Annotated in this window: 18 protein-coding genes; 6 read left to right on the forward strand and 12 right to left on the reverse strand. The window is 64.1% G+C overall.

All coding sequences use genetic code 11. The annotated features are described in order from the left end of the window. Positions 1-140: 140 nt before the first annotated feature. A complete protein-coding gene (locus tag GXH28_RS10320; protein ID WP_169238945.1) occupies positions 141-332 on the reverse strand; it encodes a hypothetical protein in 192 nt (63 codons plus the stop codon). A gap of 360 nt (positions 333-692) precedes the next feature. Between GXH28_RS10320 and GXH28_RS10325 the strand changes: the two genes are divergently transcribed. After that, entirely contained in the window at positions 693-2,420 is a 1,728-nt protein-coding gene (locus GXH28_RS10325) for a CTP synthase (RefSeq protein WP_169238946.1), read from the forward strand. 79 nt (positions 2,421-2,499) lie between these two features. Here GXH28_RS10325 and mutS read toward each other — a convergent pair whose 3' ends face one another. Beyond that, on the reverse strand, positions 2,500-5,127 hold the full coding sequence (mutS, locus tag GXH28_RS10330; protein WP_169238947.1) for a DNA mismatch repair protein MutS: 2,628 nt from the start codon (positions 5,125-5,127) through the stop codon (positions 2,500-2,502). 35 nt (positions 5,128-5,162) lie between these two features. Between mutS and GXH28_RS10335 the strand changes: the two genes are divergently transcribed. Then, positions 5,163-5,636 carry an acyl-CoA thioesterase gene (locus GXH28_RS10335; protein WP_169238990.1) on the forward strand — a complete coding sequence of 158 codons (474 nt, stop codon included), beginning with the start codon at positions 5,163-5,165 and terminating at the stop codon, positions 5,634-5,636. Positions 5,637-5,698: 62 nt separating this feature from the next. On the opposite strand, the gene GXH28_RS10340 is transcribed toward GXH28_RS10335, so the two are convergent. Together GXH28_RS10340 and GXH28_RS10345 are read right to left on the reverse strand one after the other, a co-directional pair. Continuing rightward, positions 5,699-7,042 carry an ATP-binding protein gene (locus tag GXH28_RS10340; protein ID WP_169238948.1) on the reverse strand — a complete coding sequence of 448 codons (1,344 nt, stop codon included), beginning with the start codon at positions 7,040-7,042 and terminating at the stop codon, positions 5,699-5,701. An 82-nt stretch (positions 7,043-7,124) separates the two neighbouring features. Then, positions 7,125-7,751, reverse strand: a complete 627-nt coding sequence (locus GXH28_RS10345; protein WP_169238949.1) for a lamin tail domain-containing protein — start codon at positions 7,749-7,751, stop codon at positions 7,125-7,127. A gap of 68 nt (positions 7,752-7,819) precedes the next feature. On the opposite strand from GXH28_RS10345, the gene GXH28_RS10350 reads away from it, so the two are divergent. After that, positions 7,820-8,755 carry a tyrosine-type recombinase/integrase gene (locus tag GXH28_RS10350; RefSeq protein ID WP_169238950.1) on the forward strand — a complete coding sequence of 312 codons (936 nt, stop codon included), beginning with the start codon at positions 7,820-7,822 and terminating at the stop codon, positions 8,753-8,755. 82 nt (positions 8,756-8,837) lie between these two features. Here the strand turns inward: GXH28_RS10350 and GXH28_RS10355 are convergent, their stop codons facing one another. The 6 genes from GXH28_RS10355 to GXH28_RS10380 all read right to left on the reverse strand — a co-directional run bounded on the left by GXH28_RS10355 (position 8,838) and on the right by GXH28_RS10380 (position 15,463). Further along, on the reverse strand, positions 8,838-9,827 hold the full coding sequence (locus GXH28_RS10355) for a lysylphosphatidylglycerol synthase transmembrane domain-containing protein (protein WP_169238951.1): 990 nt from the start codon (positions 9,825-9,827) through the stop codon (positions 8,838-8,840). Between the two features lies 1 nt (position 9,828). Beyond that, complete coding sequence (locus GXH28_RS10360; RefSeq protein WP_169238952.1) at positions 9,829-11,052, reverse strand: alpha/beta hydrolase; 1,224 nt, start codon at positions 11,050-11,052, stop codon at positions 9,829-9,831. Between the two features lie 59 nt (positions 11,053-11,111). Continuing rightward, entirely contained in the window at positions 11,112-12,068 is a 957-nt protein-coding gene (lipA, locus tag GXH28_RS10365) for a lipoyl synthase (protein WP_169238953.1), read from the reverse strand. A 114-nt stretch (positions 12,069-12,182) separates the two neighbouring features. After that, positions 12,183-12,827: a cyclase family protein gene (locus GXH28_RS10370; protein ID WP_169238954.1), complete on the reverse strand. Its 645-nt coding sequence runs from the start codon at positions 12,825-12,827 to the stop codon at positions 12,183-12,185. Between the two features lie 40 nt (positions 12,828-12,867). Then, positions 12,868-14,124: a hypothetical protein gene (locus tag GXH28_RS10375; protein WP_206156798.1), complete on the reverse strand. Its 1,257-nt coding sequence runs from the start codon at positions 14,122-14,124 to the stop codon at positions 12,868-12,870. Between the two features lie 343 nt (positions 14,125-14,467). Beyond that, positions 14,468-15,463 carry a thiamine pyrophosphate-dependent dehydrogenase E1 component subunit alpha gene (locus tag GXH28_RS10380; protein ID WP_169238956.1) on the reverse strand — a complete coding sequence of 332 codons (996 nt, stop codon included), beginning with the start codon at positions 15,461-15,463 and terminating at the stop codon, positions 14,468-14,470. 107 nt (positions 15,464-15,570) lie between these two features. Between GXH28_RS10380 and GXH28_RS10385 the strand changes: the two genes are divergently transcribed. Both GXH28_RS10385 and GXH28_RS10390 read left to right on the forward strand, forming a co-directional pair. Then, on the forward strand, positions 15,571-16,701 hold the full coding sequence (locus GXH28_RS10385; RefSeq protein WP_169238957.1) for a glycosyltransferase: 1,131 nt from the start codon (positions 15,571-15,573) through the stop codon (positions 16,699-16,701). A 53-nt stretch (positions 16,702-16,754) separates the two neighbouring features. Next, on the forward strand, positions 16,755-17,981 hold the full coding sequence (locus tag GXH28_RS10390; RefSeq protein WP_169238958.1) for a glycosyltransferase: 1,227 nt from the start codon (positions 16,755-16,757) through the stop codon (positions 17,979-17,981). Here the strand turns inward: GXH28_RS10390 and GXH28_RS10395 are convergent. Next, on the reverse strand, positions 17,968-18,681 hold the full coding sequence (locus GXH28_RS10395; RefSeq protein WP_169238959.1) for a hypothetical protein: 714 nt from the start codon (positions 18,679-18,681) through the stop codon (positions 17,968-17,970). The genes GXH28_RS10390 and GXH28_RS10395 overlap by 14 nt on opposite strands. A gap of 139 nt (positions 18,682-18,820) precedes the next feature. On the opposite strand from GXH28_RS10395, the gene GXH28_RS10400 reads away from it, so the two are divergent. Continuing rightward, a complete protein-coding gene (locus tag GXH28_RS10400; RefSeq protein ID WP_169238960.1) occupies positions 18,821-21,517 on the forward strand; it encodes a DNA gyrase/topoisomerase IV subunit A in 2,697 nt (898 codons plus the stop codon). A gap of 60 nt (positions 21,518-21,577) precedes the next feature. Here GXH28_RS10400 and GXH28_RS10405 read toward each other — a convergent pair whose 3' ends face one another. After that, a complete protein-coding gene (locus GXH28_RS10405; RefSeq protein WP_169238961.1) occupies positions 21,578-22,741 on the reverse strand; it encodes a fatty acid desaturase in 1,164 nt (387 codons plus the stop codon). Positions 22,742-22,879 lie beyond the last annotated feature (138 nt).

Genomic DNA, 22,879 nt, shown 5'->3' on the forward strand with positions numbered 1-22,879 from the left:
TCCTTCTCCTGGCGATACAGGGCATACAACTGCTCGACGCTCTCAGCGATCTCAATCGGTTGTCGCGGTCGTCCTGTTCTCATACGCCAAGTTTATTTAGCACACCTTGACTCCGCAAGCGGTATTACTCCCTGCTCGTTTTATGCCCGATCCGGGTTGCGCCGGCTTGTCGCCAGCGCGGCGACGATCAACGCTGCGATCACCAGCGCAATGCCCATCAGCGCGATGAACACGGCGTCGAACAGCCCCGGCAGTGTGGAGAGGGGCAGGATCAGGAACAGAACGATGGGGATCAGGATCGGCCATGCGCCGTTCAAGTTGGTGCGTTTCATAAGGGAATCTCGGTTCACGAATGACTACTGCGCTTGAGACCATGGCTTCGCTGCACGCGGCGGTTCGCGACGGTCGCGCTTCTTGCGCGCCGGCGCGAATCCCCGGCGGCAGCGGTGCGATCACACGCCATTTGTTATACTTCAGATTGTCCGGGTAAGTCGGTTGGGCTTAAAAGTATCCTGCCAGCTTACCAGACCCTTTCGTCTTAATCGTCCTTTTGCGGATCATCCACGCCGAATTCAATTAGTAGGGAGCATGGCGGTGCTCCCTACTGCGCTTTTCGTGCTTGCGCGCAAGCACGATCGAAAGGTCAAATCGGAGAGTGCAAGATTCCATAGACTCTGTCCAAGGGAGCAATCATGCCTAAGTTCATTTTTTGCACCGGCGGCGTCGTCAGCTCGGTAGGCAAAGGCGTGACGGCGGCGGCCATCGGCCGCGTGCTGAAGGCGCGCAGTTTGCGCGTTGCGATCCAGAAGCTTGACCCGTATCTCAACGTGGATCCGGGCACGATGTCGCCCTATCAGCACGGCGAAGTCTTCGTGACCGAAGACGGCGCCGAGACCGACCTCGATCTAGGCCACTACGAGCGCTTCATTGACGAGAACCTGACGCGCGCATGCAACGTGACCACCGGCCAGGTCTACAACGAGGTCATCAGCAAGGAGCGCCGGGGGGACTATCTGGGCAAGACCATCCAGGTGGTGCCGCACGTGACGAACGAGATCAAGCGGCGGATCTCACTGGTGGCCAAGAGCAGCACCGCCGATGTGGTGATCGTCGAAGTGGGCGGCACGGTCGGCGACATCGAGGCCATGCCGTTTATCGAGGCCATCCGGCAGATGCGTCGCGATGTGGGGCGCGACAGCACGTTTTACGTGCACGTCACTTTCCTGCCCAAGGTGGGCGCTACCGGCGAATTGAAGACCAAGCCCACGCAACACAGCGTGCGCGATCTGCGCGGCGCGGGCATCCAACCCGACGCCATCATCGCGCGCAGCGACGAGCCGGTAGATGACGCGCTGCGCGAGAAGATCGCCCTGTTTTGCGACGTCGAGCCGCGCGCGGTGTTGCCCATGGTGACCACGAACTACCTCTACGAAGTGCCGCTGATGCTGGAGGACATGGGCTTTGGGGATTACCTGTGTGAGCGGTTGCAGTTGAGCTGCCCGTCGGCCGATCTGAGCGCATGGCGGGCGATGTGCGCGGAGATGCGTCGGCCCAAGCCGCCGCTGCATATCGCCATCGTGGGCAAGTATGTCGAGCTGCATGATGCCTACATGAGCGTGCGCGAAGCGCTCTATCACGCCGGCGTAGCCTGTGGACGCGATGTCCAGTTGGTTTGGCTCAACAGCGAGGCGCTCGAACGCGGCGAGGGACGAGATTGCCTGGAGCGCGTGGCCGGCATTGTGGTGCCGGGCGGGTTCGGTTATCGCGGCATCGAGGGCAAGATCATCGCGGCCCAATATGCGCGCGAAAATGCGGTGCCATACCTGGGGCTATGCCTGGGCATGCAGGTGATGTGCATCGAGTTCGCCCGCTTTGTGCTGAACAGCCGTGAGCCGAACAGCACCGAGTTCAACCACACCACCCCCTATCCGGTGATTGACTTGATGCCCGATCAGCGCGACATCAGCGACATGGGAGGGACAATGCGCTTGGGTGTGTATCCGTGCCAGCTTGTGCCCGGCACCCGCGCGCACCGCGCTTACGTGAGCGCGCTGGACAAAAGCGAGCTATCCAGCGCGAACCCCGTCAACGGCATGCGCGGCGGCTCGGCTGTCGGCGCCGTCGTCGTGCACGAGCGTCATCGCCATCGCTTCGAGTTCAACAATGAGTTCCGCAAATCTTTGGGCGCCGCCGGCCTGGTATTTAGCGGTCTTTCGCCGGACGGCCGGCTGGTGGAGATCTGCGAACTGCGGGATCACCCGTTCATGTTGGGCAGTCAGTTCCACCCGGAGTTCAAGAGCCGGCCGAATCGCCCGCATCCGCTGTTCAAGGCGTTTATCGAGGCAGCGATCGAATACGACAGGGGGGCACCGCTGATCAAACCGATGATCGTCGAGTCTCCGACGCAGTCGGCCGAGTAAGTCGCAGCGGCCCCAGGCTCCCTGGCGCCCGGCCTCTGGCTGCACGCCGATGGCCGATGCACGCGCGGCGTGCGGCCGGTCACAGGAGCTTCTTCAACTCGTAGAGCGCCGTCAGCGCTTCCAGCGGGCTGAGCGCGTTGGGATCGAGTTGCTTGAGCTTCTCCAGCGCCGGCGATGGCTCGGCGAAGAGCGACATCTGCGCCGGGCGATCCTCAGTCGGCGTGGGGCGCTCATGCGCCCGTTGCCCGTTCTCCAGTTCCTTCAACACATCTTGCGCGCGGTGCACGACGGCCGGCGGCAGGCCGGCCAACTGCGCTACATGGATGCCATACGATCGGTCGGCGCCGCCGGCGATCACCTTGTGCAGAAAGACGATCTGTCCGCCTTCCTCGCTCACCGCAACGTTGTAGTTGCGTACGTGGGGCAGCACATCGGCCAGTCGGATCAGCTCGTGGTAGTGTGTGGCGAATAGCGTCAATGGGCGGTGCTCAGGGTGGTTGTGCAGATACTCGACGACGGCCCAGGCGATGGCCAGGCCATCGTAGGTGCTGGTGCCGCGACCGATTTCGTCGAGGATGACCAGGCTGCGCGATGTGCAGTGGTGCAGGATGTTGGCCGTCTCCACCATCTCGACCATGAAGGTGCTCTGGCCGGCGGTCAGCTCGTCCTGAGCGCCGATGCGGGTGAAGATGCGGTCCACGATGCACAGGTCGGCCTCGCGCGCCGGCACGTAGCTGCCGATTTGCGCCATCAGCGCGATTAACGCCACCTGGCGCATGTAGCTGCTCTTGCCGCTCATGTTCGGGCCGGTGATGATCAGGATGCGCGCGTCACGGTCGAGATGGGCGTCGTTCGGCGTGAATGGGGTTTCGCGCAGCAAATGCTCGATGACCGGATGCCGGCCGTCTTTGATTGCGATGCGGCCTTCGTCGTTGAAGCGCGGGCGACAGTAATGGTTGCGGGCGGCCACTTCGGCCAAGGCTGCAGCCACATCCAGGCGCGCAATGACCTGCGCCGCCTCCAGCAGCGCCCTGGCATGCGCGGCGATGGCCTGGTTGATCTCGATGAGCAAGCGCCGTTCAATCTCGGCGATGCGCTCGTCGGCGTTCAGGATGAGCGCCTCATACTCCTTCAACTGCGGCGTGATGTAGCGCTCGGCGTTGGTCAGCGTTTGTTTGCGGATGTAGTCGTTGGGGATGGCGTCGCGGTGCGCGTGCGTCACCTCGATGTAGTAGCCAAAGACCTTATTGTAGCCGACCTTGAGCGACTTGATGCCGGTGCGTTCCCGCTCGACCCGCTCGAGGTTGGCCACCCAGCGCTTGGCGTCGCGCGCGGCGCGATGCACGCTGTCCAGCTCGGCGCTGAAGCCGGGCTGGATGAAGCCGTCGTCATCCGGCTCGTCCTTAATCGCCGCGGCGATCAGGTCGGCGACGGCGCGCAGGCCGGCAATGAGGGGCTGGAGATCGGAGATTAGAGACTGGGGATTGGAAGATAGGCGATGCGCAATCTCCAATCTCCAATCGCCAATCTCTACGACGCGCGCGCACGCCGCCTTCAAATTCAGCAGATCGCGCGGCGTGGCGATGCCGCTGAGCACCCGCGTCGTCAGCCGCTCCAGGTCGGGCATCTGCTTTAGCGCGTCGCGCAGCTTGGCCCGCAACAGCGCGTCGCCAAACAGCGCATCCACCTGGGCCAGGCGCGCTTCGATGGCTGCCTGGTCGAGCAACGGCTGGGCAATCCACGCGCGCAGCAGGCGTGCGCCCATCGGCGAGAGCGTCTTGTCGAGCACGCCCAGCAGCGTTGGCGTCGTCTTGCCGCCGCCGGCGGCCGGCCGGAGCGGCTCGAGCAGCTCCAGATTGCGGCGCGTCACGGCATCCAACCCCATGAACTGCGACACGGCATAGGTGCGCAACTCGCGGAGTTGGCTCAACGCCGCCGGCTGGGTCTCGCGCAGGTAGGCGATGATGGCGCCGGCAGCGCGCAGGGCATATGGCTTCTCCTCTATCCCGAACCCTTGTAGCGTGCTGACCTTGAAATGGTCGAGCAATGCTTGGCGCGCGTGGCTCAACTCGAAACGGTAGGAGGGGAGCGGGGTCGTGGGGTAGGGCGAATCGTCTCGCCCGGCCGGCGTCGGGCGTCCCCCGTCATTCGGCGTGAGCATTTCACGCGGCTGGATGCGCGCCAGCTCGCGCTCCAACTCCACCCGGCTCTCCAGTTGTGTGGCGCAGAACTCGCCGGTGGTAATGTCGCAGTAAGCTAAGCCGATGGGCGATTGCGTCGTGGCCTGTCGCTCGTCGTTCGCTGCAGCGCCGATGACCGCGGACAGGTAGTTGGGGCGCGCCGCGTCCAGCATGCCCGGCTCGACGACGGTGCCGGGGGTGATGACGCGGCGCACTTCGCGGGGCATCAGGCCGTTGATCGCTTCGTTGCCGACCTGGTCGGCGATGGCAACCCGATAGCCGCGCGCGATCAGTCGAGCGATGTAGCCCTCGGCGGCGTGATGGGGCACGCCGGCCATCGGGATGCGCACGTCTTTGGCCACCGGACGCGAGGTCAGCGCCACGTCCAGTTCGCGCGCCACCAGCTCGGCGTCGGCGTCGAAGGTCTCGTAAAAATCGCCCAGCCGGAAGAACAGGATGCAATCGGGATATTGGCGCTTGAGTTCGAGGTATTGCCGGCGGATCGGCGTCGCGCTTGCTTCGGACATCGGCGCGATGATGATAGCATGTGGCTATGACGACTATGCGCCCTCGCGAAGTGACCCTGCGCTTCTTTGCCCAGCCCACGGAGCAGAACGTGCTCGGCAAGGTGCATGGCGGTGCAGTGATGAAGTGGATTGACGAGGCCGGCGCGGCCGTCGCCATCGGTTGGAGCGGCCAGACCTGCGTCACGGTCTACGTCGGCGGTATTCGCTTTGTCAAGCCCATCCTCATCGGCAGCCTGGTGGAGGTGCACGCCCGGTTGATCCACACCGGCCGCACCAGCATGCACGTCGCGGTGGATGTGCGCGCCAGCGATCCGCGCGACGGCGTCTACGTCCAGACCACGCACTGCATCATCGGCTATGTGGCGATAGACGCAGAAGGCCGGCCGATGGCGGTGCCGCAGTGGCAACCGCAGACGCCGGAGGACATCGCCCTGCAGCAGCACGCCGTGAATGCCATGGCGCTCAGCAAGCGCATCGAAGAAGAGATGCGCCGGTTTATGCAGGTGTAGGGAGCTCAGGCCGCAGGCGCAGCCTGGCTGCGCTGAATCGCGGCGGGCGTTCGCGCGCGATGCTACTTGAGGATGTAGTATGTCCCGCGTTTGTCGCCGATGCGCAGGATCAGTCCGCGCTCCACCATGTCCACGAAGTCGCGCCGAAGCGTCTCCGGGTTCACATCGGGACACAGCTCCTGATAATCGCGGTTGGTGATGCGTCCGTTGGCCTTGAGATAGGCCAGCATCTTCTGCCAGCGCTGTTGCTGCGCCGTCTGTGGCGGGGGGAGGGCTTCCGACTCGATCGCCTTGGCGTAGAGCGTCACGGCGAAGCCGGCTTCGGTCTCCTCGAACGCCGGCGGGGGCTGGTCGGCTTCCTTCATGGCGCGCACCATGCGGTCTATGCCATAGCCCAGCCGCTCGATGAAGCCCATGTCGGCCAACACTTGGACGATCGCTTCGTTGCGCGAATAGCGTTCGCGCAGCAGGTTTTTCAAGGTGATGTGGCCGGGCAAACGGCCGGGGCTGCGCACCTCCACGCGGTCGCTGAACATCAGCACGTGAATGGGGTTGCCGGTCAGGCGGTAATCGCGGTGAGCGACGGCGTTGACTACGGCCTCGCGCAACACGCCGGGGGGGTAGAGCGGCTCGTCGCGGCGCTGCCAATCGCGCAGCCGCGCGCGGTGCGCCAAGTGCTCGGCCAGGAAGGCTTCGGCGCGGCGGATCTGTTCCGGCAAGGTCCCGCCGATGGTCTGCCGAGCGAAGACATCGCCCATCTCGGTGCCGCCGAAGCGCGCGCAGAGGATCTCCGCACTGCGCACCCAGCGCTGGGGCTGCCGGCCGAATAACAACAGCCCGGCGAAGGTGGGCTTGACCTGTGGGCCGCGCTTGACCAGGCACCCGCGCCGCAGCAGCACGTCCTCTGCGTCCTCATCGCCGACCCTCGCCTGCTGCGCATAGGCCTCTGCTTTCGGCCAATCCAGGTCGTCGCGGCCTGCGCCGCTCGGCGTGGCCGACTCCCACGTGCTCTCGCCGCGCACGAGCATCAGCTCGCGCAGCGCCCGCGCCCCCAGGGCGACGTTGCGTCCGTTCTCGCGGGTCAGGTAGCGCCCGTCCAGACTATAGACGTTGGGCAGGCCCTCCGGCACTTCGACGATCAGGGCTTCCGGCGCATTCGGATCGCTGCCGACGAAGTAGGGCAACGGCGCAATCAGGCGTGGTTCGCTCATGAGCATGGCCTGCAGCGCGCGGTCGCGTGCCTCTTCGGGCGAAACTTTGTCTTTTGCGCCGAAAGGGATGACGAGCACGCCGCCGCGCGCGTTGGCCAGCGCGACCAGCGAGCGCGCCATACGTTCTGGCCCGGCCACGTTGGGCGAGAGCACTTCGATGCGCGCACCGGGTCCGGCGGCAAGCAGTTTCTTCACATCGGCGCTGGTCAGCATTTGTATAAGGCGAGTGTCGGATGAGAGGCGACGAATGTCAAGATTGCGCAACGGGGCGCCTGTGTTATCGCACAAGGTAAGTCGCGATCACTTCATCGCCTCGGCGCAGCACCACTTCGTCGCCCACGCGCCACACGGCCTCCGATTGATTCCAGAACAGATCGGTCGGCACGTCCACGCCGCTGGTCGTGTGCAGGTTGATGAAGCTCTCCTTGAGCAGCACCACATTGCCAAAGGTGTAGGCTTTGCCGCGAGGGTTGGCAAGCGTCCAGCCCGTCAGGTCCACCGCGTCGCCTTCGTTCACGATCACCACGGCTTCGCGCGTGCGCTGGCCGGGATAGATGACGGCGCTGATGCGTACATTGGGGACGGTGCCTCGGGTGGCCTGCGCAAGCGTCTGAGTCGTCGCGGTGGGTTGGGGCGGCAGCGTAACCGCTTCGGCGGTGCCGGCCGCTTGATGAGCGGCAAACAGATCGCCGGCCGGCGGGATGTTTGTGCCCTCGGCGACAGGTGGAGCAGCATCGGCGGCGGCGGCGATCGGCTGAGTCGCAGCGGCGACGATCCGGGTCGTGGCCGGTCGGCTCACCGCTTGCGTGAACGCTTGCACAACGAGGAACGCAGTGACGGCCGAAACGAGCACGTTGATCAACAAGAAGATGATCCAGTTGCGAGCTCGAAACGGTGACTGCATAGGCGAAATATAGCACGCGCGGCGCGCCGCGGTTGTCATGGATAGAACATCTGTGCTACACTGTCGGCATGGCGACGGTAACTCGATTGGATGAAGCGCTGCTGGCCTACGCTCAGCACCTCGAGCGCCGGCCGATCAGCGACAACACGCGCAAAGCCTTCTGGGGCGATGTGAATCGGTTTGCCCGCTTTCTCATGGCCGAGAGCCAGCTTATCCCGCCGCTAAGCTCCATCACCAGCGACCGCATTCGCGCGTTTATCGCCCATGAGGAGCGTCGCAAGAACGCCAATAGCCCCAAGTCCGTCGAACGCCGCCTGACGTCGGTCAAAGTCTTCTTCCGCTGGCTGCGCGAATGCGGCTACATCGCAGTGGATCCCGCCGATAGCGTGCCCTACAAGCCGCTGGTGGATCCGCTGCCGGCGCATCTGACCGAAGCACAGGCGGCGGCCGTGTTGCAGGCGGCTCGCCGGGTCGCCGCCGGCGCGCGGCCTGACACGCGAGCGTTGGCCATCATCTCCCTTGTGCTGGAGACCGGCATCAAGAAGAGCGAGTGCTTGCGGCTGACGCGTGACGACCTCGACCGCGACGCGCGCCAGATATGGGTGCGCTACGACAAGAAGCACTTGAAGTTCAAAGAGCGGCAGTTGCCCATCTCTGCCGAGTGCCTACAGGCGCTGGATGAGCATCTGCGCCGCCGACAACCGCGCGGTCGGTTGTTTGACTGCACCGGCCGCAACCTGGAATACATCTTCAACCGCAAGATCGCGCCGCAGGCAGGTCTGGATTCGCTCACCTTCGAGATGCTGCGCTGGACGTGTGCGCTGCGCGACTACCGCGCCGGGACGATGGACGAGGAGCAGCTCCAATATAAATACGGCCTGTCGCCGCTTGCTTGGAAGGAGATGGAGGCGAAGCTCGCCCGCATCGTCCGGGGCGAGGCCGGCCGCGCTTCAAACGCGCGCCGGGGTGGAAGTGCGACGGATGAACGTCAGGCCGACAACTGACCTGATCACCGCTCCCACGCCCGGCGTCGGTCGTAGCGCGCAACCCAGCGCAAGCGTATTCGTCGGCAGAATCGCCGCTGCCCTACGCGGCTGCCTCCTCGGCCCGCCGCAAGTCCGACCAGCGCAGGCCCTCGCGCAGCATGAAGAACACGCCCAGCGATGTCACCGGCAGCCACAGCACCACGTGCAGCGTGAGCACGTAGGCCGCCGCCAGCGAGTCATCCACGCCCAGCGCGCGCGCGCCCAGCATCCCGCCAGCGTCGAATGTGCCCACGGCGGCGGGTGCGCCGGGGATGATCGTGAAAAGGTTCGACAGACTGTTGATCAGCATCAGGCCGCCGAACGGTAGCGCGAGGTCGAACGCTTGCGCCACGCTGCCGTATTTCATCGTCTCCAGTAGCCAGATTACAACCGTGCTGAGGAAAACCGCCAACACGTCGCGCGGGCTGCGCAGGCTCTGCGCGCCTTGGACGAAGCGATGAGTCACGCTCAACAGCGGCGCCTGGAAGCGCCGTGGGGCGAATCGGTTGATGGCGGCCTCGGCCAGCCGATTGGCGCGCGCCGGCGCCAACGCCATCCAGAAGAACACGGCGCTGGCCAGGGCGAAGAGCGCGATGGCGAAGGTGATCACCTGTCCGGCCCGCGCACTCACGCTCGGCGCAGATTGCAGGCCGACCAGGGCAAAGCCGATCATCACGATGCCATCCGTCATGCGTTCGATCAGCACCGTGGCCAGGCTGGAGGCGATGGGCACGCCGGTGTCGCGCCGTAGCACGTAGGCGCGCAGCAGTTCGCCGATTCGCGCCGGATAGATGTTGTTGCCCATGTAGCCGATCACGACGATGGGAAAGAGCTGGCCTACGCTCAGCGCCTTCAAAGGCCGCAGCAGATACGACCAGCGCCACGTGCGCACGATGACGGTGAGCACGTAGAACCCGACGCCGGGCAACAGCCACAATGGGTTGGCCTGTTGCACCGCCAGTGCGAACTCCTCGAAGTGGATCCCGCGCAGCGCCAGAAAGAGGAAGACGATGCTGATGCCGACGCCGATCCAGGTGAGCCAACGTCGCATGTCAGGGGGCGGCGGCTCGGTCGAGCATCTTGGCGCGTGGGACGCGCGGCCACGACGCTGCGTAGAACGCCAGATAGTCCGGCACGCGCGATGTCCAGTAGCTGTCCTCGTGGCCGCCTTCGCCGATTTCGGCGTGATACGGCACGCCGGCGGCGTCCAGGTCGTCCATCAGCTTGCGCATGTCCACCTTCGCCCAGTCGGCGTTGCCGGAGTCCAGCCAAATGCGCAGGTCGCGCAGTGCATCAATCGAGCGCGCCATGCTGAGCATGCTGAAATTGGGGGGCACACCCACCAGTCGAGTAAACACCGATGGACTGTGGCCGCCGACGGCGCTGAACAGGTCGGGGTGGGCAAATGCGATCTCGATGGACCAATAACCGCCGCGCGAGATGCCGCCGATAGCGCGCCCGTCGCGGTCGGCCCATGTGCTGTAGTGCTGATCAATGTAGGGGAGCAGTTCGTTGACCACAAAGTCGTCGTACGACCCTGGGCCGGTGTTCGTCCAAGAGTATCTGCTGGCTTCGCCGGCGCGCATGTCCGCGCCGGGCATCACGATGATGAACGGCGGCAACACGCCCAGGCTCATTTGCAAATCGGCCACGCGCGGCACGCCGTTGTAGAGCCAGCCCCCTTGCTCGAAGGCAGTGCCGTGGATCAGGTAGAGCGTCGGATAGGCGTAGCGCTCCGGGTCATAGCAGGGCGGCAGGTAAATGTGCACGGTGATCGGCACGACGGTGATGTCGCTGTCCAGCGTCTCGGTGATGATCTGCCCGGCCGGTTGTGAGCAGGGGGGGGCTGCAAATCCGTCCGATAGCAGCGCAATCTCGGCGCGCGGCGGCGCGCTGCGCGCATCCGGCGTGGCCGTGGGCGGAGGGGGCGCCGTGGGCCGAGCGCGCGTGGGCATGAGGGGGCGGGCCGCCGACTCCAACCACTCGCGCCGAGGCTGAGGAATAACGGATGACGTGCCGACGCTGGCCTCGAGCGCCGATGTGAGGCTTGCTGACGCATGGCCGACCAGGGGCTGCATCGGGGTCGGTTGGACATAGATGACCTGTATGATGCCGGGGTCGCTGGCGGATGCCTCGCGCGAGGCCAAGGCATAGATTGCAAGGAATGCAGCTCCGACGATCAGCGCAATGACCAGCAGCGCAGGGCCTAGAGGCACCTTGCCCCTGGCGCGCGCAGGCGCGTTGATCGGGTCTGGTGAGTTGCTCCGGGCGTACATGATTCGTGTCGGTCAACGGACGTGAATGTGTTCGACGCTTGTCCGGTGGCGCCGCTGGATCAGGCGGCGGGTGTTGCCTGGGCGTAACGCCAGCGCCTGGAGAGCGCGCGAGCCTGGAACTCGGCACGGAACGAGCTGCGCACCAGCGGCCCGCTCTCGACCCATTTGAACCCCATCTCGTAGCCGATGCGCCGGAATTCGGCGAACTCCTGCGGTGTGTAGTAGCGCTCGATGGGCAGGTGGCGCTTGCTCGGCTGTAGATACTGGCCGAGCGTCAGGATGTCCACGTCAATGGCGCGCAGGTCGCGCATCACATCCAGCACTTCATCCGGCGTCTCGCCCAGGCCGAGCATGATGCCGGTCTTGGTGACCGCGTCGGGTTGGATCGCCTTGGCGTTGCGCAGCGTCTCCAGCGCCCACTCGTAGCGATCCTGCGGCTGCACCTTCTTGAACAGGCGCGGCACCGTCTCGACGTTGTGGTTGAGGATGTCCGGCTCCTCGCGCATGACGATTTCGAGCGCAGCGCGGTTGCCCTTGAAGTCGGGGATGAGCACCTCGACCGTGCAGCCCGGCTGCAGCTCGCGCACCTTGCGGATCGTCAGGGCGAAGATCGGCGCGCCGCCGTCCCGGCGTTCATCGCGGTTCACCGATGTGATCACGACGTGTTTGAGGTCCATGGCTTTGACGGCTTGTGCCACGCGCAGCGGCTCGGCCCAGTCCAGCGGGCTGGGCATGCCGGTCTTCACATCGCAAAAACCACATGAGCGGGTGCACACGTCGCCCATGATCAGAAAGGTGGCCGTGCCGCGCCCCCAGCACTCGGCGATGTTCGGGCAATTGGCCTCCTCGCAGATGGTGTGCAGCGATTTGCTGCGCATCAACCGCTTGAGGTTGTGGTAAGTCTCGCCGGATGGCATGCGCACTTTCAACCACTCCGGCCGACGCGTCGGCGCTGGGCGCGTGTCGGTCGCCAGAGGTATGTCCGCCGTTGGGATCGCGTCTGGGGCAAGCGTCATGATGGCGAAGATTGTAGCAGAATGGCTGCCCCAGCGTGCGGCGTTGACCGTGGGTGCGCGCCGACCGCCTGTGCCTTGGGCGTCGAGAAGTGCTGGGCAATGACGACGCCGTCGTTAGGGCGCGCACCGGCGCAACACGACGCGCGCCGGCCCGGCGTCGCCGCCTGCGATCTTCAGCGGCAGCGCCAGCAGCTCATACTCGCCGTCTGGCACACCCTGCAGGCGCAAGTTCTCGATGATGATGATGCCATGTCGCAAGAAAGCACGGTGTGCCGGCAAGGCCCGACTTGCCGCCGGATCCACCGATGGCGCGTCGGTGCCGATCAGCCGCAGGCCGTTCGCGCCAAGCCAGTCGGCCGCCTGCGGATCGACGTGGGCGAAGGTGTCATCCCAGACGTCGTCCGGGATGTGGCTGGCGCGGGTGCGGATGAGCAGGCGCGGCGCAGCGCGTATGGCGTGGAGCAGATCGCCAATGACGTTTTGCAGGTCGGCGATGGTGATTGCGTCGGCGGCTTCCAGCGTGACCACGCGGGCTGGTCCGATCAGCACATCCAGCGGCACAGCGTCTATGCCCGCGCCGTCGTCGCTGTAGTGGCGCGGCGCGTCCACGTGCGTGCCGGCGTGCGCGCTCATCGTGATGGCCGTGACGTTGCATGAGTCGCCGGCGCGCCTCTGCAGCGTGGGGGTGATGGACACCGGTGTATCGCCGGGGAAGACGGCCGAGCGCGGCGTAAGGGTGCGGGTGATGTCGTATAGCATTGCGCGGGTGAGATGCGCCAACGATGCGGCGGCGAATGCGTCAGGTTTTGCCTGTTGCGTCGCGCGTTCCTGCTTGGAGCCGACGCTGCAGGTCGTCAAAGTCGCGGATGGCGGCAATCTCGCGCAGAAAAGCGCCGAGCGAGGGGCTGCGCCGACGCAGCTCCTGCACCGCCGGGCCGATGGGATCCTTCCCGGCGGCAGGCGAGCCGCCCGGATCGGCGTTGTATGCGCCGTGAAAGGCAAAATAGGCTTGATTCAGCTTGCGGATCAAATAGCCGTTTTGCACGAACAGGATGCGGCGCTGCTCCATGTAGGCTTCGGCTTCTTCAACCCGGCCCTGCGCCAGAAGCTCGTCCACGCGCTCGCGCGTCCGGCGCATCTCGGCGCGAAAGTCGAACTTGTGGTTAGTATCGCTCGCCGCGCTGGCTTGTGTGTCGCTGGCCAGCGCCGCGCTCAGCTCCGGATAGTAACGCTGTGCCACCCGTTCGCGAATTTCGCGCTCCACGATCACGGCGGCGGTTTCGTTGATGGTGCGCGCCTCTGCGCTAGAGAAAAAGTTCAGGCCGACCGGGCTGAGTGTGAAGATCAGGTAATTGTGCACCCACTCGTGGGCGATGACGCCGATCACCCAGTGGAGCGCTGACGTCTCCGGCAGCATGGTCGGGTAAGCGCCCAGCCCGCCGATGGGCGTGACTAACGACGACACGTCGAACCGGCGATCCACTGCTTCCTCCAGGCGCGCCTTCTCTTCCAGCGTTAAACCGGCAGCGAGTTCGCGTGAGGCGATGCGCTCGATCTTGTCTCGGCGTGAAATGACCAGCAGGTCAGGCAGCTCGGTAAAGCGGAAGCGCAGCGGCGGCATCACCTGGCCGGCGACGGCGAAGCCTTCCTCGCGCAGCACGCTCTGCACCTGGTCTTGCAGGATCGCCTCGACGATGGCTTGTCGGACGTTTAGCCTGGCGCGCAGGGCGTCGCGTTGGGCGCGCAGCCCCGCGCTGGCCGCAGCAGCGTCCCCCACTTTGAGGTCGCTGTAGATTGCTTCGATCTGGCCAACCAAACGCTTGAACTCAGCTACGTCGTGCATGTAGTCCTGCACGAAAGCGGCCTGCTCCGCGTCGCTCATGCCCTCATGTGTCGGGATCAACTCGTAGCTGAGCTTGGCTGCCATCGCTTCGATCCACCAACCCGCTAGGTCGAAGTGTTTGCCGGCCAGTATGCGATCGAGATGCGCCTCGCGGTCGCCATAAGGCGGCGCCTCGAACCGCAGCAGAGCGAGCAGCAGGCCGGCCGCCACCATCACACCGGAGGCGCGTCGTAGCTTTGTGCGGATTGCGCGCTGGCTTGTGGAGCTTGCTATCCACAAATCTTTCACAACGCGTCCACAGGCGACGAACATGACTACTGGCTACATGTGGGTCTTAGATGTAGGTCATACCCTATAATTCGGGATCCACTTCGTGTCGGTCAAAATTATCTCCATATTTAAGAAGAGTAAACAATCGTCGCAAGCGGGCCAAAATGTGGACAACTCCCAGACGCGCTGGGGATAAGTGAAAGTGTTTGGGGATAAATCGAACTTGCTGCGTTTTCACAATGCACTTAGATTTTGCATTGAAGTCGTTATTATTATCTAAGCGAACTTAGAACGCCAAACTGTTATGATGGTTGCCGTATACGCCGCTCAGTGCGTCCTCTATGCGTGCCGGCGGCGCAGATCGTGCAAAGGCTACGGCCTCCTCGATGAGCGCCAGCACCTGGCCTTCCACTGCTTCGATCTGCTCCTCGTTGATCCCGCGTTCAACGAGTATGCGACGAAAGCGCGGAATGGGGTCGCGCGCTTGCCAGCGTTCGACCTCCTCGCGTGAGCGGTAGACCTGCGGGTCGCCCTCGTAGTGGCCGCGATAGCGATAGGTGACGCCCTCGATAAACGATGGGCCGTCCCCACGCCGCGCGCGTTCGACTGCTTGCTGCGTGGCCTCATACACGGCCAACACATCGTTGCCGTCCACCGTGACGCCGGGCATGGCGTAGCTCTCGGCGCGCTTGCTGAGCTGGGTGACCGGGGCTTGTTTGTGCTGGGGGGTGCCTTCGCCATATTGGTTGTTCTCGCAAAAAAATACCACGGGCAGTCGCCACAGGCCGGCCAGGTTGAGCGCTTCGTGGAACGCGCCCTCGTTGGTCGCACCGTCGCCGAAGAATGCCAGGGCGACGCGCAGCCCCGCGCCGGTGGATGCGGCCTGCATCTTGAAGGCCAGCGCCGCGCCGACGGCCATGGGGATGCCGCCGGCGACGATGCCGTTCGCGCCCAAGATGCCGAGGTCGAAGTCGGTCATGTGCAACGAGCCGCCTTTGCCGCGGCAATAGCCGGCCTCGCGCGCGGCCAGCTCGGCCATCATGTAGCGCACGTCGCCCCCCTTTGCGATCAAGTGGCCATGGCCGCGATGCGTGCTGGTGATCACATCGTCGCGGTTCAACGCTGCGCATGCGCCGACAGCGCACGCCTCCTCGCCGATGTAGGGGTGGATGAAGCCAGGAATCAATCCCTGGCGTCGCTCGTCAATCGCGCGCAGCTCGAACTGGCGGATCAACACGAGCTGGCGATACCACTCAAGCAAACGATCCGTGGATAGGGTCACAAACCGATTATAAAGTTACGGCCGCATCGAGCCGCGTTCGGCGCTTCAATAGGCCGGCGCGCCATGGCGCAAGGACGAATGCAGTTGCTAAGATTAAGATATCTGTGGTGTCGCGCGTCTCCGACTGCAAGCCCTGCTCAGTCCTCGTGGACTGCCGTCTGATGTATTACCGCAAGGCGGGCGTGTCGTACTACGCGCAGCGGCTGGTGCGCGCCCTGGCCGAGTTGCGCGCGCCGTGGTTCACGTTGCGCATTTTGCTGGATCGGCGCGACGCCGATACCGGCTGGGTGCCCCCGAACGTCGGCATCGTCCGAGCGGTCACGCCGGCGCATCACCGCTACGAACATCTGACTTTGCCCATCGAACTGGCCTGCTTGGGGCTGCGCCGCGCGCCGTGCACCGTGCTTCATTCCCCAGACTTCATCACCTGCCGAGGGCGATTCCGCAAAGTGATCACCATTCATGACCTGTATTTCATGGAACATCCGGAGGCGATGAGCGCCGATGGCGCGCGCTATTACAGCCGCATCCGTTGGTCGGCGTCGGCAGCCGATCGCATCATCGCTGTGTCGCGCTTCACGCGCCAGGACATCCTGCGCCTGATTCCGGAAGCCGCGTCCGAGAAAGTCATCGTGGTGTACGAAGCCGCCGGCCGAGCACCGAAGGTCGAGTCCGGCGCGGTGGCGCATGCTGCGCCTCCGATGCGCGATGTTCGATTTATCCTCTTTGTGGGCACGTTGGAGCCTCGCAAGAACTTAAGCACGCTGCTGCGCGCGCTGGCGCGCTTGCCAAGCGAGGTGCGCCTCGTCATCGTGGGCGCGCCGGGGTGGCGCGATGAGGCGCTGGGCGATGCGGCCCGCGAGCTGGGCGTGGCCGAGCGCATTGAGTTTGTGGGGTGGGTGAGCGAGGACAAATTGGGCGCCTTGTATCGCCAGGCGCGGCTGCTGGTGATGCCGTCGCACTCGGAGGGTTTCGGCTTGCCGGTGCTCGAGGCGATGTCGTGCGGCACGCCGGTGGTGTGCAGCAACGCCGGCGCTTTGCCCGAGATCGTCGCCGATGCTGCGCTGCTCCACAGCCCGACGGACGATGCTGAACTCGCCCGTCATATACTCGCCTTGTGGGCCGACGACGCCTTGCATGCCGAGTATGCGCGTCGCGGCTTGGCCCGCGCGCGGGACTTCTCCTGGGCGCGCGCCGCCCAAGAAACGCTTGAGGTCTACCGTGCGGCGCTCGGCTGATCTGATTGGCCGATGACGGCTTGCGGGTCGTGGCCCGTAAACTTCAAACTCCCATGCGCCTGCTTTTTCTCACGCCGCAGTTGCCGTATCCACCTCAGCAAGGGACCGCGCTGCGCAATTGGGGGCTGATCTCACATCTGGCAGCCCGACATGAGATTTGGCTTCTTTCGTTCGACGAACGGCGCGAGGATGCGCGCGGTGAGCTGCCTGCGCCGTTGCGTCAAGCGTGCCAGCGTGTGGTCATTGCGCCGGCGCCTGCGCGCGCGCTGGGCGACCGCCTGCGCGCGCTGGCGGCCTCCACGCTGCCCGACATGGCGTGGCGCCTGTGGTCGCCGACGTTCGAGCGGATGCTCCATGCGCACCTGTGCGGTCATCGCTTCGACGTTGTGCAATTCGAAGGGATCGAGCTGGCGCGCTATATGATCGGCGCTGCGCGACGGCCTCACAGCGCGCGTTTCGTCTTTGATGCGCACAATGCAGAGTATGTGTTGCAAAAGCGCACCTTCCAGGCCGATGTGCGCCGCCTCAAGCGCTGGCATGGTGCGGGCTATTCGTTTGTGCAATGGCAGCGGCTGCGCGCGTTTGAGCGACGGACGCTGCGCGTCGCCGACGCTGTATTGTGCGTCTCGCCCGAGGACGCGACAGCGTTACAACGCCTCGAACCGTCCATCCGCCCCGCCGTGATCTACAACGGCATTGACGTCGCCCACTACGCGAATTTCGACTGCCCCGCGCCTGCTCCTCGCGCGCCGACCCTCGTCTTTACCGGCAAGATGGACTTTCGGCCTAATGTGGACGGCGTGTTATGGTTTGCTCAGCGCGTGTGGCCGATGGTCAAGCAGGCCCATCCCGGCGTGCGCTTGTGCATCGTCGGCCAAAAGCCCAGCCCACGCCTTGACCCCTTGCGCGCCGATCCCGACATCGCGCTCACGGGCCAGGTGGACGATGTGCGCTTCTACATTGCGCAGGCCGACGTTTACATCGCGCCGTTGCTGGCTGGCGGCGGCACGCGCTTCAAGTTGCTCGAAGCGATGGCCATGCGCCGCGCCATCGTCAGCACATCACTCGGCTGCGAGGGCTTCCCGGTGACGTCGGGGCGCGAGATGATCGTGGCCGACCGACCGGAGGAATTTGCCGGCGCCTTGACCGAGCTGCTGCGCAGCCCGTCGCGTCGCGTTGCCCTTGGCGAAAGCGCCTATCGCTTCGTCTCGGCGACCTACGACTGGCGGGCGATTGTGCCCCGATTGGAGCAGGTCTACGAGCGGCTCACTGCCCATTAGTCCACTCGCGCATGGCCCAGGCGCGCTCGGCGCGCGCCTTGATGCCCAGCAGCATCCGCCGCTCCATAATGAAAGCGCCTGGCTCCAGCAGGGCGCGAATGACAAGGGTGTTTGCGAACGTCGGCTCCCAGTCGGCGCGCCAGCGTTCGATGAGTCGGGTGTTCGTCGCGTCAATCGGTTCTAGGTGGAATGTCCAGGTTACGCGCCGGTAGTATCCGGCTTGCATCACGGCAATCCGCGCCTGGATGGGCGCGTCCGCGTGCATCACGATCGTGCGATTGGGCACGACGATGTCCACCGGCAACCCGACGCCATCCGGTGCCAGTGGCACAGCGTCGGCAGCGTGCAACTCCTGCAGCGATGGGATGATATGGTTGGCGTTGCTGGGATACAGGCCGAGCAGGCGTTCAATCCACTCGTAGCTATAGAAACCGCCGCGCCCCTGGCCCATTTGCACCAGCCATGGCCAGATCGCCTCCGGTGGGGCATGGATCGAAATGGCATGCGTGGCCTGCAATTTGGCGTTTTCAATGAGCGAGTCGCCGAGCAGCGGCCGCTTGGCCTCCTCCTCGGTAGCGCCCCAGCGCAAATGCCATGGTCGAATGAAGGCCACGTAAGCACCAATCGCGCCTGCTCCGGCCAGGGTGAGCGTAGCGAGAAAAGATGAAAGAAACGACGCGCGCTTGGGCGAATCAGTCAAGACAGTCCTCCGATTTTATCTGTCCGCGTATTCTTTTCGCATCTGCAGGTGGTTCAGGCCGTGTAGATTATCGCGCAGAATGCAGAAAGCAGTCGCCATAGCCGGCGCTGCGTATAATCCGGCTTAGAACAAACGTCCGATGGCCAAAAAGCAACCCCCATCCACACGCAACGGCAACGATGGCCGCGTCCCCGTCCAGGGCGTGATCGAACTTGAAGACAACCGCTTCGGCCGCATCCGGCGCACCGACATCAATCAGGAGATGCAAACCAGCTACCTCTCCTATGCCATGTCGGTCATCGTCAGCCGCGCCCTGCCGGACGCGCGCGATGGCTTGAAGCCGGTGCAGCGTCGCATTCTCTATGTGATGTACGATACCGGCCTGCGTCCCGATGCGCCCTATCGCAAAAGCGCGCGCATCGTCGGCGACGTGCTGGGCAAGTACCACCCCCATGGCGACCAGTCGGTCTACGACGCGATGGCGCGCATGGCGCAGGACTTCTCGATGCGTTACCCGTTGGTGGACGGCCAGGGTAACTTCGGCAGCGTGGATGGCGACCCGCCGGCGGCCATGCGCTATACCGAGGCGCGCCTCAGCCAGCCGGCCATGGATCTGCTGGGCGACCTGGAGAAAAACACCGTTGACTTCACTGATAACTACGACGGCACCACACGCGAGCCGACCGTGCTGCCGGCGGCGCTGCCTAACCTCATCCTCAACGGCGCGACGGGCATCGCCGTCGGTATGGCCACCAGCATCCCGCCGCATAACCTGAACGAGATCGTGGATGCGATCGCGTTCATCATTGACCGCATCGCTGCTAAGCGCGGCGCCGCAAAGCAACTGCAACAGTGGCTGTTGCCTGAGGCCGAGGTTGATGTGGATGAGCTGATGCAGTTCGTCAAAGGCCCTGACTTCCCCACGGGCGGCATCGCCTTTCGCTACGATGATCGCGTCGAGGGCGGCGACGCGATCAAATCGGCCTACGCCACGGGCCGCGGCAAGATCACCGTGCAAGCCAAGGTGCACTTCGAGGAAGGCACACGCGGGCGCAACCACATCGTCATCACCGAGCTGCCCTATGCGGTGAATAAATCGGCGCTCATCGAGCGCATCGCCGACCTGGTGCGCGACGACAAAATCACCGGCATCACCGACATCCACGACGAGAGCGACCGGCGCGGCATGCGCATCGTGATTGACATCAACAAAAATGACGATCCGCGCCAAGTGCTGAGCGCCCTCTACAAGCATACGGCCATGCGCACGTCCTTCGGCGTGATCATGCTTGCGCTGGTGAACGGCGAACCGCGCATTTTGCCGTTGCGCCGCATGTTGCAGGTGTTCATTGAACACCGGCTGCTCGTCATCAAGCGGCGCAGCGAGTTCGACCTCGACGAAGCCAAGCAACGCGCCCACATCCTCGAAGGCTTGGTGAAAGCGCTGGACATCATTGACCAGATCATCCGCCTGATTCGCACGTCGCGCGACACCGAGGCAGCGCGGCGCGGGCTGATCCAGCGCTTCCAATTTAGCGAAGTGCAGGCGCAAGCGATCCTGGATATGCCGCTGCGCCGGCTGACCCAACTTGACCGCAAACGGCTGGAGGAGGAGCTGGCCGAGAAGCGCAAGCTGATCAAATACCTCGAAGACTTGCTCAAAAACCCCATCAAGATCCTGGGCGTGATCAAAGAGGAGCTACAAGCGCTGAAGGACAAATATGGCGACAGCCGACGCACCACGATCGTGGGCCGCATAGAGGAAGGGTCAAAGGCCGGCGGACAAAAGGCAGGCACCGAGGGCCGGAGGTCAACAGGCAGCAGGCAGCAAGCAGCGGGTGGGACGAGCGGTAAGGCAGCTCCTGGCAATCGCCAGCCGGCGCCCCGTGACTTCCCGCTCACGGCCCATGAGTTGATCGGCGACGAGGCGGCCTACGTGATCATCGGGCAGAATGGCAAAATCGGACGCGTGAGCGCGCCGCCGCGAGTGACCGGCGCTGCCGAAGTGGCCCCGGCCGCCATTATCAGGGCGTACACCAAAGAGATGGTGTACGTGATCGGGGCATCGGGCAAAGGGGTGGCGCTCAACGTGGGCGCGCTGCCGCAAGAGGATGTGACCCGCGGCCAAGGCGTGTCGCTCAGCGCCATCAGCGCCTTCCCGCCAGACGACGGAGTGGCCGGCGCGTTTGCGGTGGATCGCGCGGCGGTGCAGAAGGGTGACGATGAAGCCGGCCCCTATCTGGTCTGCGCTACGGCTAATGGAATGGTCAAGCGCAGCGCCGCCGGCATTTTGCCCGGTGTGCCCGGCCAAGTCTTCACGGCCATCGGCATAGCCGAGGACGACAGCGTGATCGGCGCGCGTTTAGCTCAGGGTCACGAAGACCTGATGCTGTTTACCCAACAAGGCATGGCCATCCGCTTCAGGCAGGACGAGGTGCGACCGATGGGCTTGCCCGCCGCCGGCGTCATCGGCATCAAGCTCGGAGCGGGCGATATCGTGACCAGCCTGGCGGTCGTGGATAAAGCCAACAAGGCGATGGAAGTCGTGATCGGCTCGACCGACGGGCGCGCGAAGCGCGTGGCCCTCAAGGAATATCCGGTTCAGGGCCGGGCCGGCAAGGGGGTGCTCACCGCTAAATTGGCGAAAGATGCCACCGTCGCCGACGCAGTGATCGCCGCGCCGGACGATACCATCATCTACGCTACTTTCAAGAACAACGCTAAATCGCTAAAAGCCAAAAATCTGACGCGGCGCGGGCGCCCGGCCGGCGGCGATCAGGCGATCGCGCTTTCCGGCAGCGACTATCTGATGCGGATGGTGGTGGTGCACGAGTAGCGCGCGGCGGGAGCAGGGATGGTTAGGCGAAGCGGTGGTCTCCGCCTAACCTCAACGCACTCACACCGGTTGCCGGCCAAACTCGCGCAGCGATTGCCAGTGGTGCTTCAGCGCCGCGCGGAAGGTGGGATAGCAACGATAGGTCAGGCCGAACTCTTCGCACGTTGCCTTCACGATCGGCGCGATCTTCGGATACACCAGATGGCACATGTGCGGGAAGAGGTGGTGCTCGATCTGGTAGTTCAAGCCTCCCACATACCAGTTCAGAATAGGATTGTTCGGCGCGAAGTTGCTCGTAGTCTGCACCTCGTGAATCGCCCATTCGTTCTCGATCTTGAGCGGGTCGCCCGTCGGTTCAGGGAACTCCACATCGTCCATCACGTGCGCCATCTGCAAGATGACGGCCATGACGAAGCCCGTGACCATGGACGTGACGGCAAAGATGATCAGCGCTCCGCCAATGCCGAACACCAGCGCCGGCAACACGAGATACACCATCAAGTTGATGAAGCGGCCGATCCAGAACACGATTTTGTCGTTGCGCGACATGGGCGGGTATCGAAAGGTGTCGCCCGACCGGCCGGTGAAATACACCTGGAAGTTGCGACCGAGCAATAGCCCAACCCCGGCCAGCGCATACACCATCGGCGCATACAGATGCTGGAAGCGGTGAATCGGCTTCCAGATGTCGCGCGGGCTGTTGCGCACCCAGCCGTCCATCTCCAACCCCTCGTCCAGGCCGGCGATGTTGGTGTAGGTGTGATGCCAGATGTTGTGCTGTTGCCGCCAGATGAAGTTGCTCAGCCCAACCAGTTCGACGGTGAGGCCAAGCAACCGGTTCACCCATGGCCGATCGGAGTAGCCGTTGTGGTTGGCGTCGTGCATGATGTTAAAGCCGATGCTGCCCGTCGCCAGCCCGAATGAGAGCGCGAAGAAAAGCGCGACGAGAAAGTGCCAACCGGCGACGCCGCTGTAGAGCATCAACCCATAGCTGATCGCCCACCAACTCAGGCAAATGGCCGACTTGACATACATGGCCGGCAAGTCGCGCGTGCTCAGCTCGTTTGCCTTCAGGAAGGCTTCGACGCGCTGCACCACCGTTCGGCGAAAGCCATACTGCTTGGTGAAAGGTACGGATCGAACGGGGGTTTGCTTGACTGCCGGGATGACCGGAGATTCGAATACCGTCTTCGATGGGGTTGAAGCGGATTGGGTGAGTGACACGGTGATTTGATTTACCTGCCTTTTTCGTGCCTCGATGACTCAACGCGCGCGGTCGTTGGCCGTCGGTCAAGAGGGGATTGATCTGGGCTAAGACGTTACCACAGGTCGGTGGGGCCACGCTGAGCGCGTCGCATCGGC

The sequence above is a fragment of the Candidatus Roseilinea sp. NK_OTU-006 genome (assembly GCF_012931985.1).
GTDB lineage: Bacteria > Chloroflexota > Anaerolineae > J036 > Brachytrichaceae > JAAFGM01.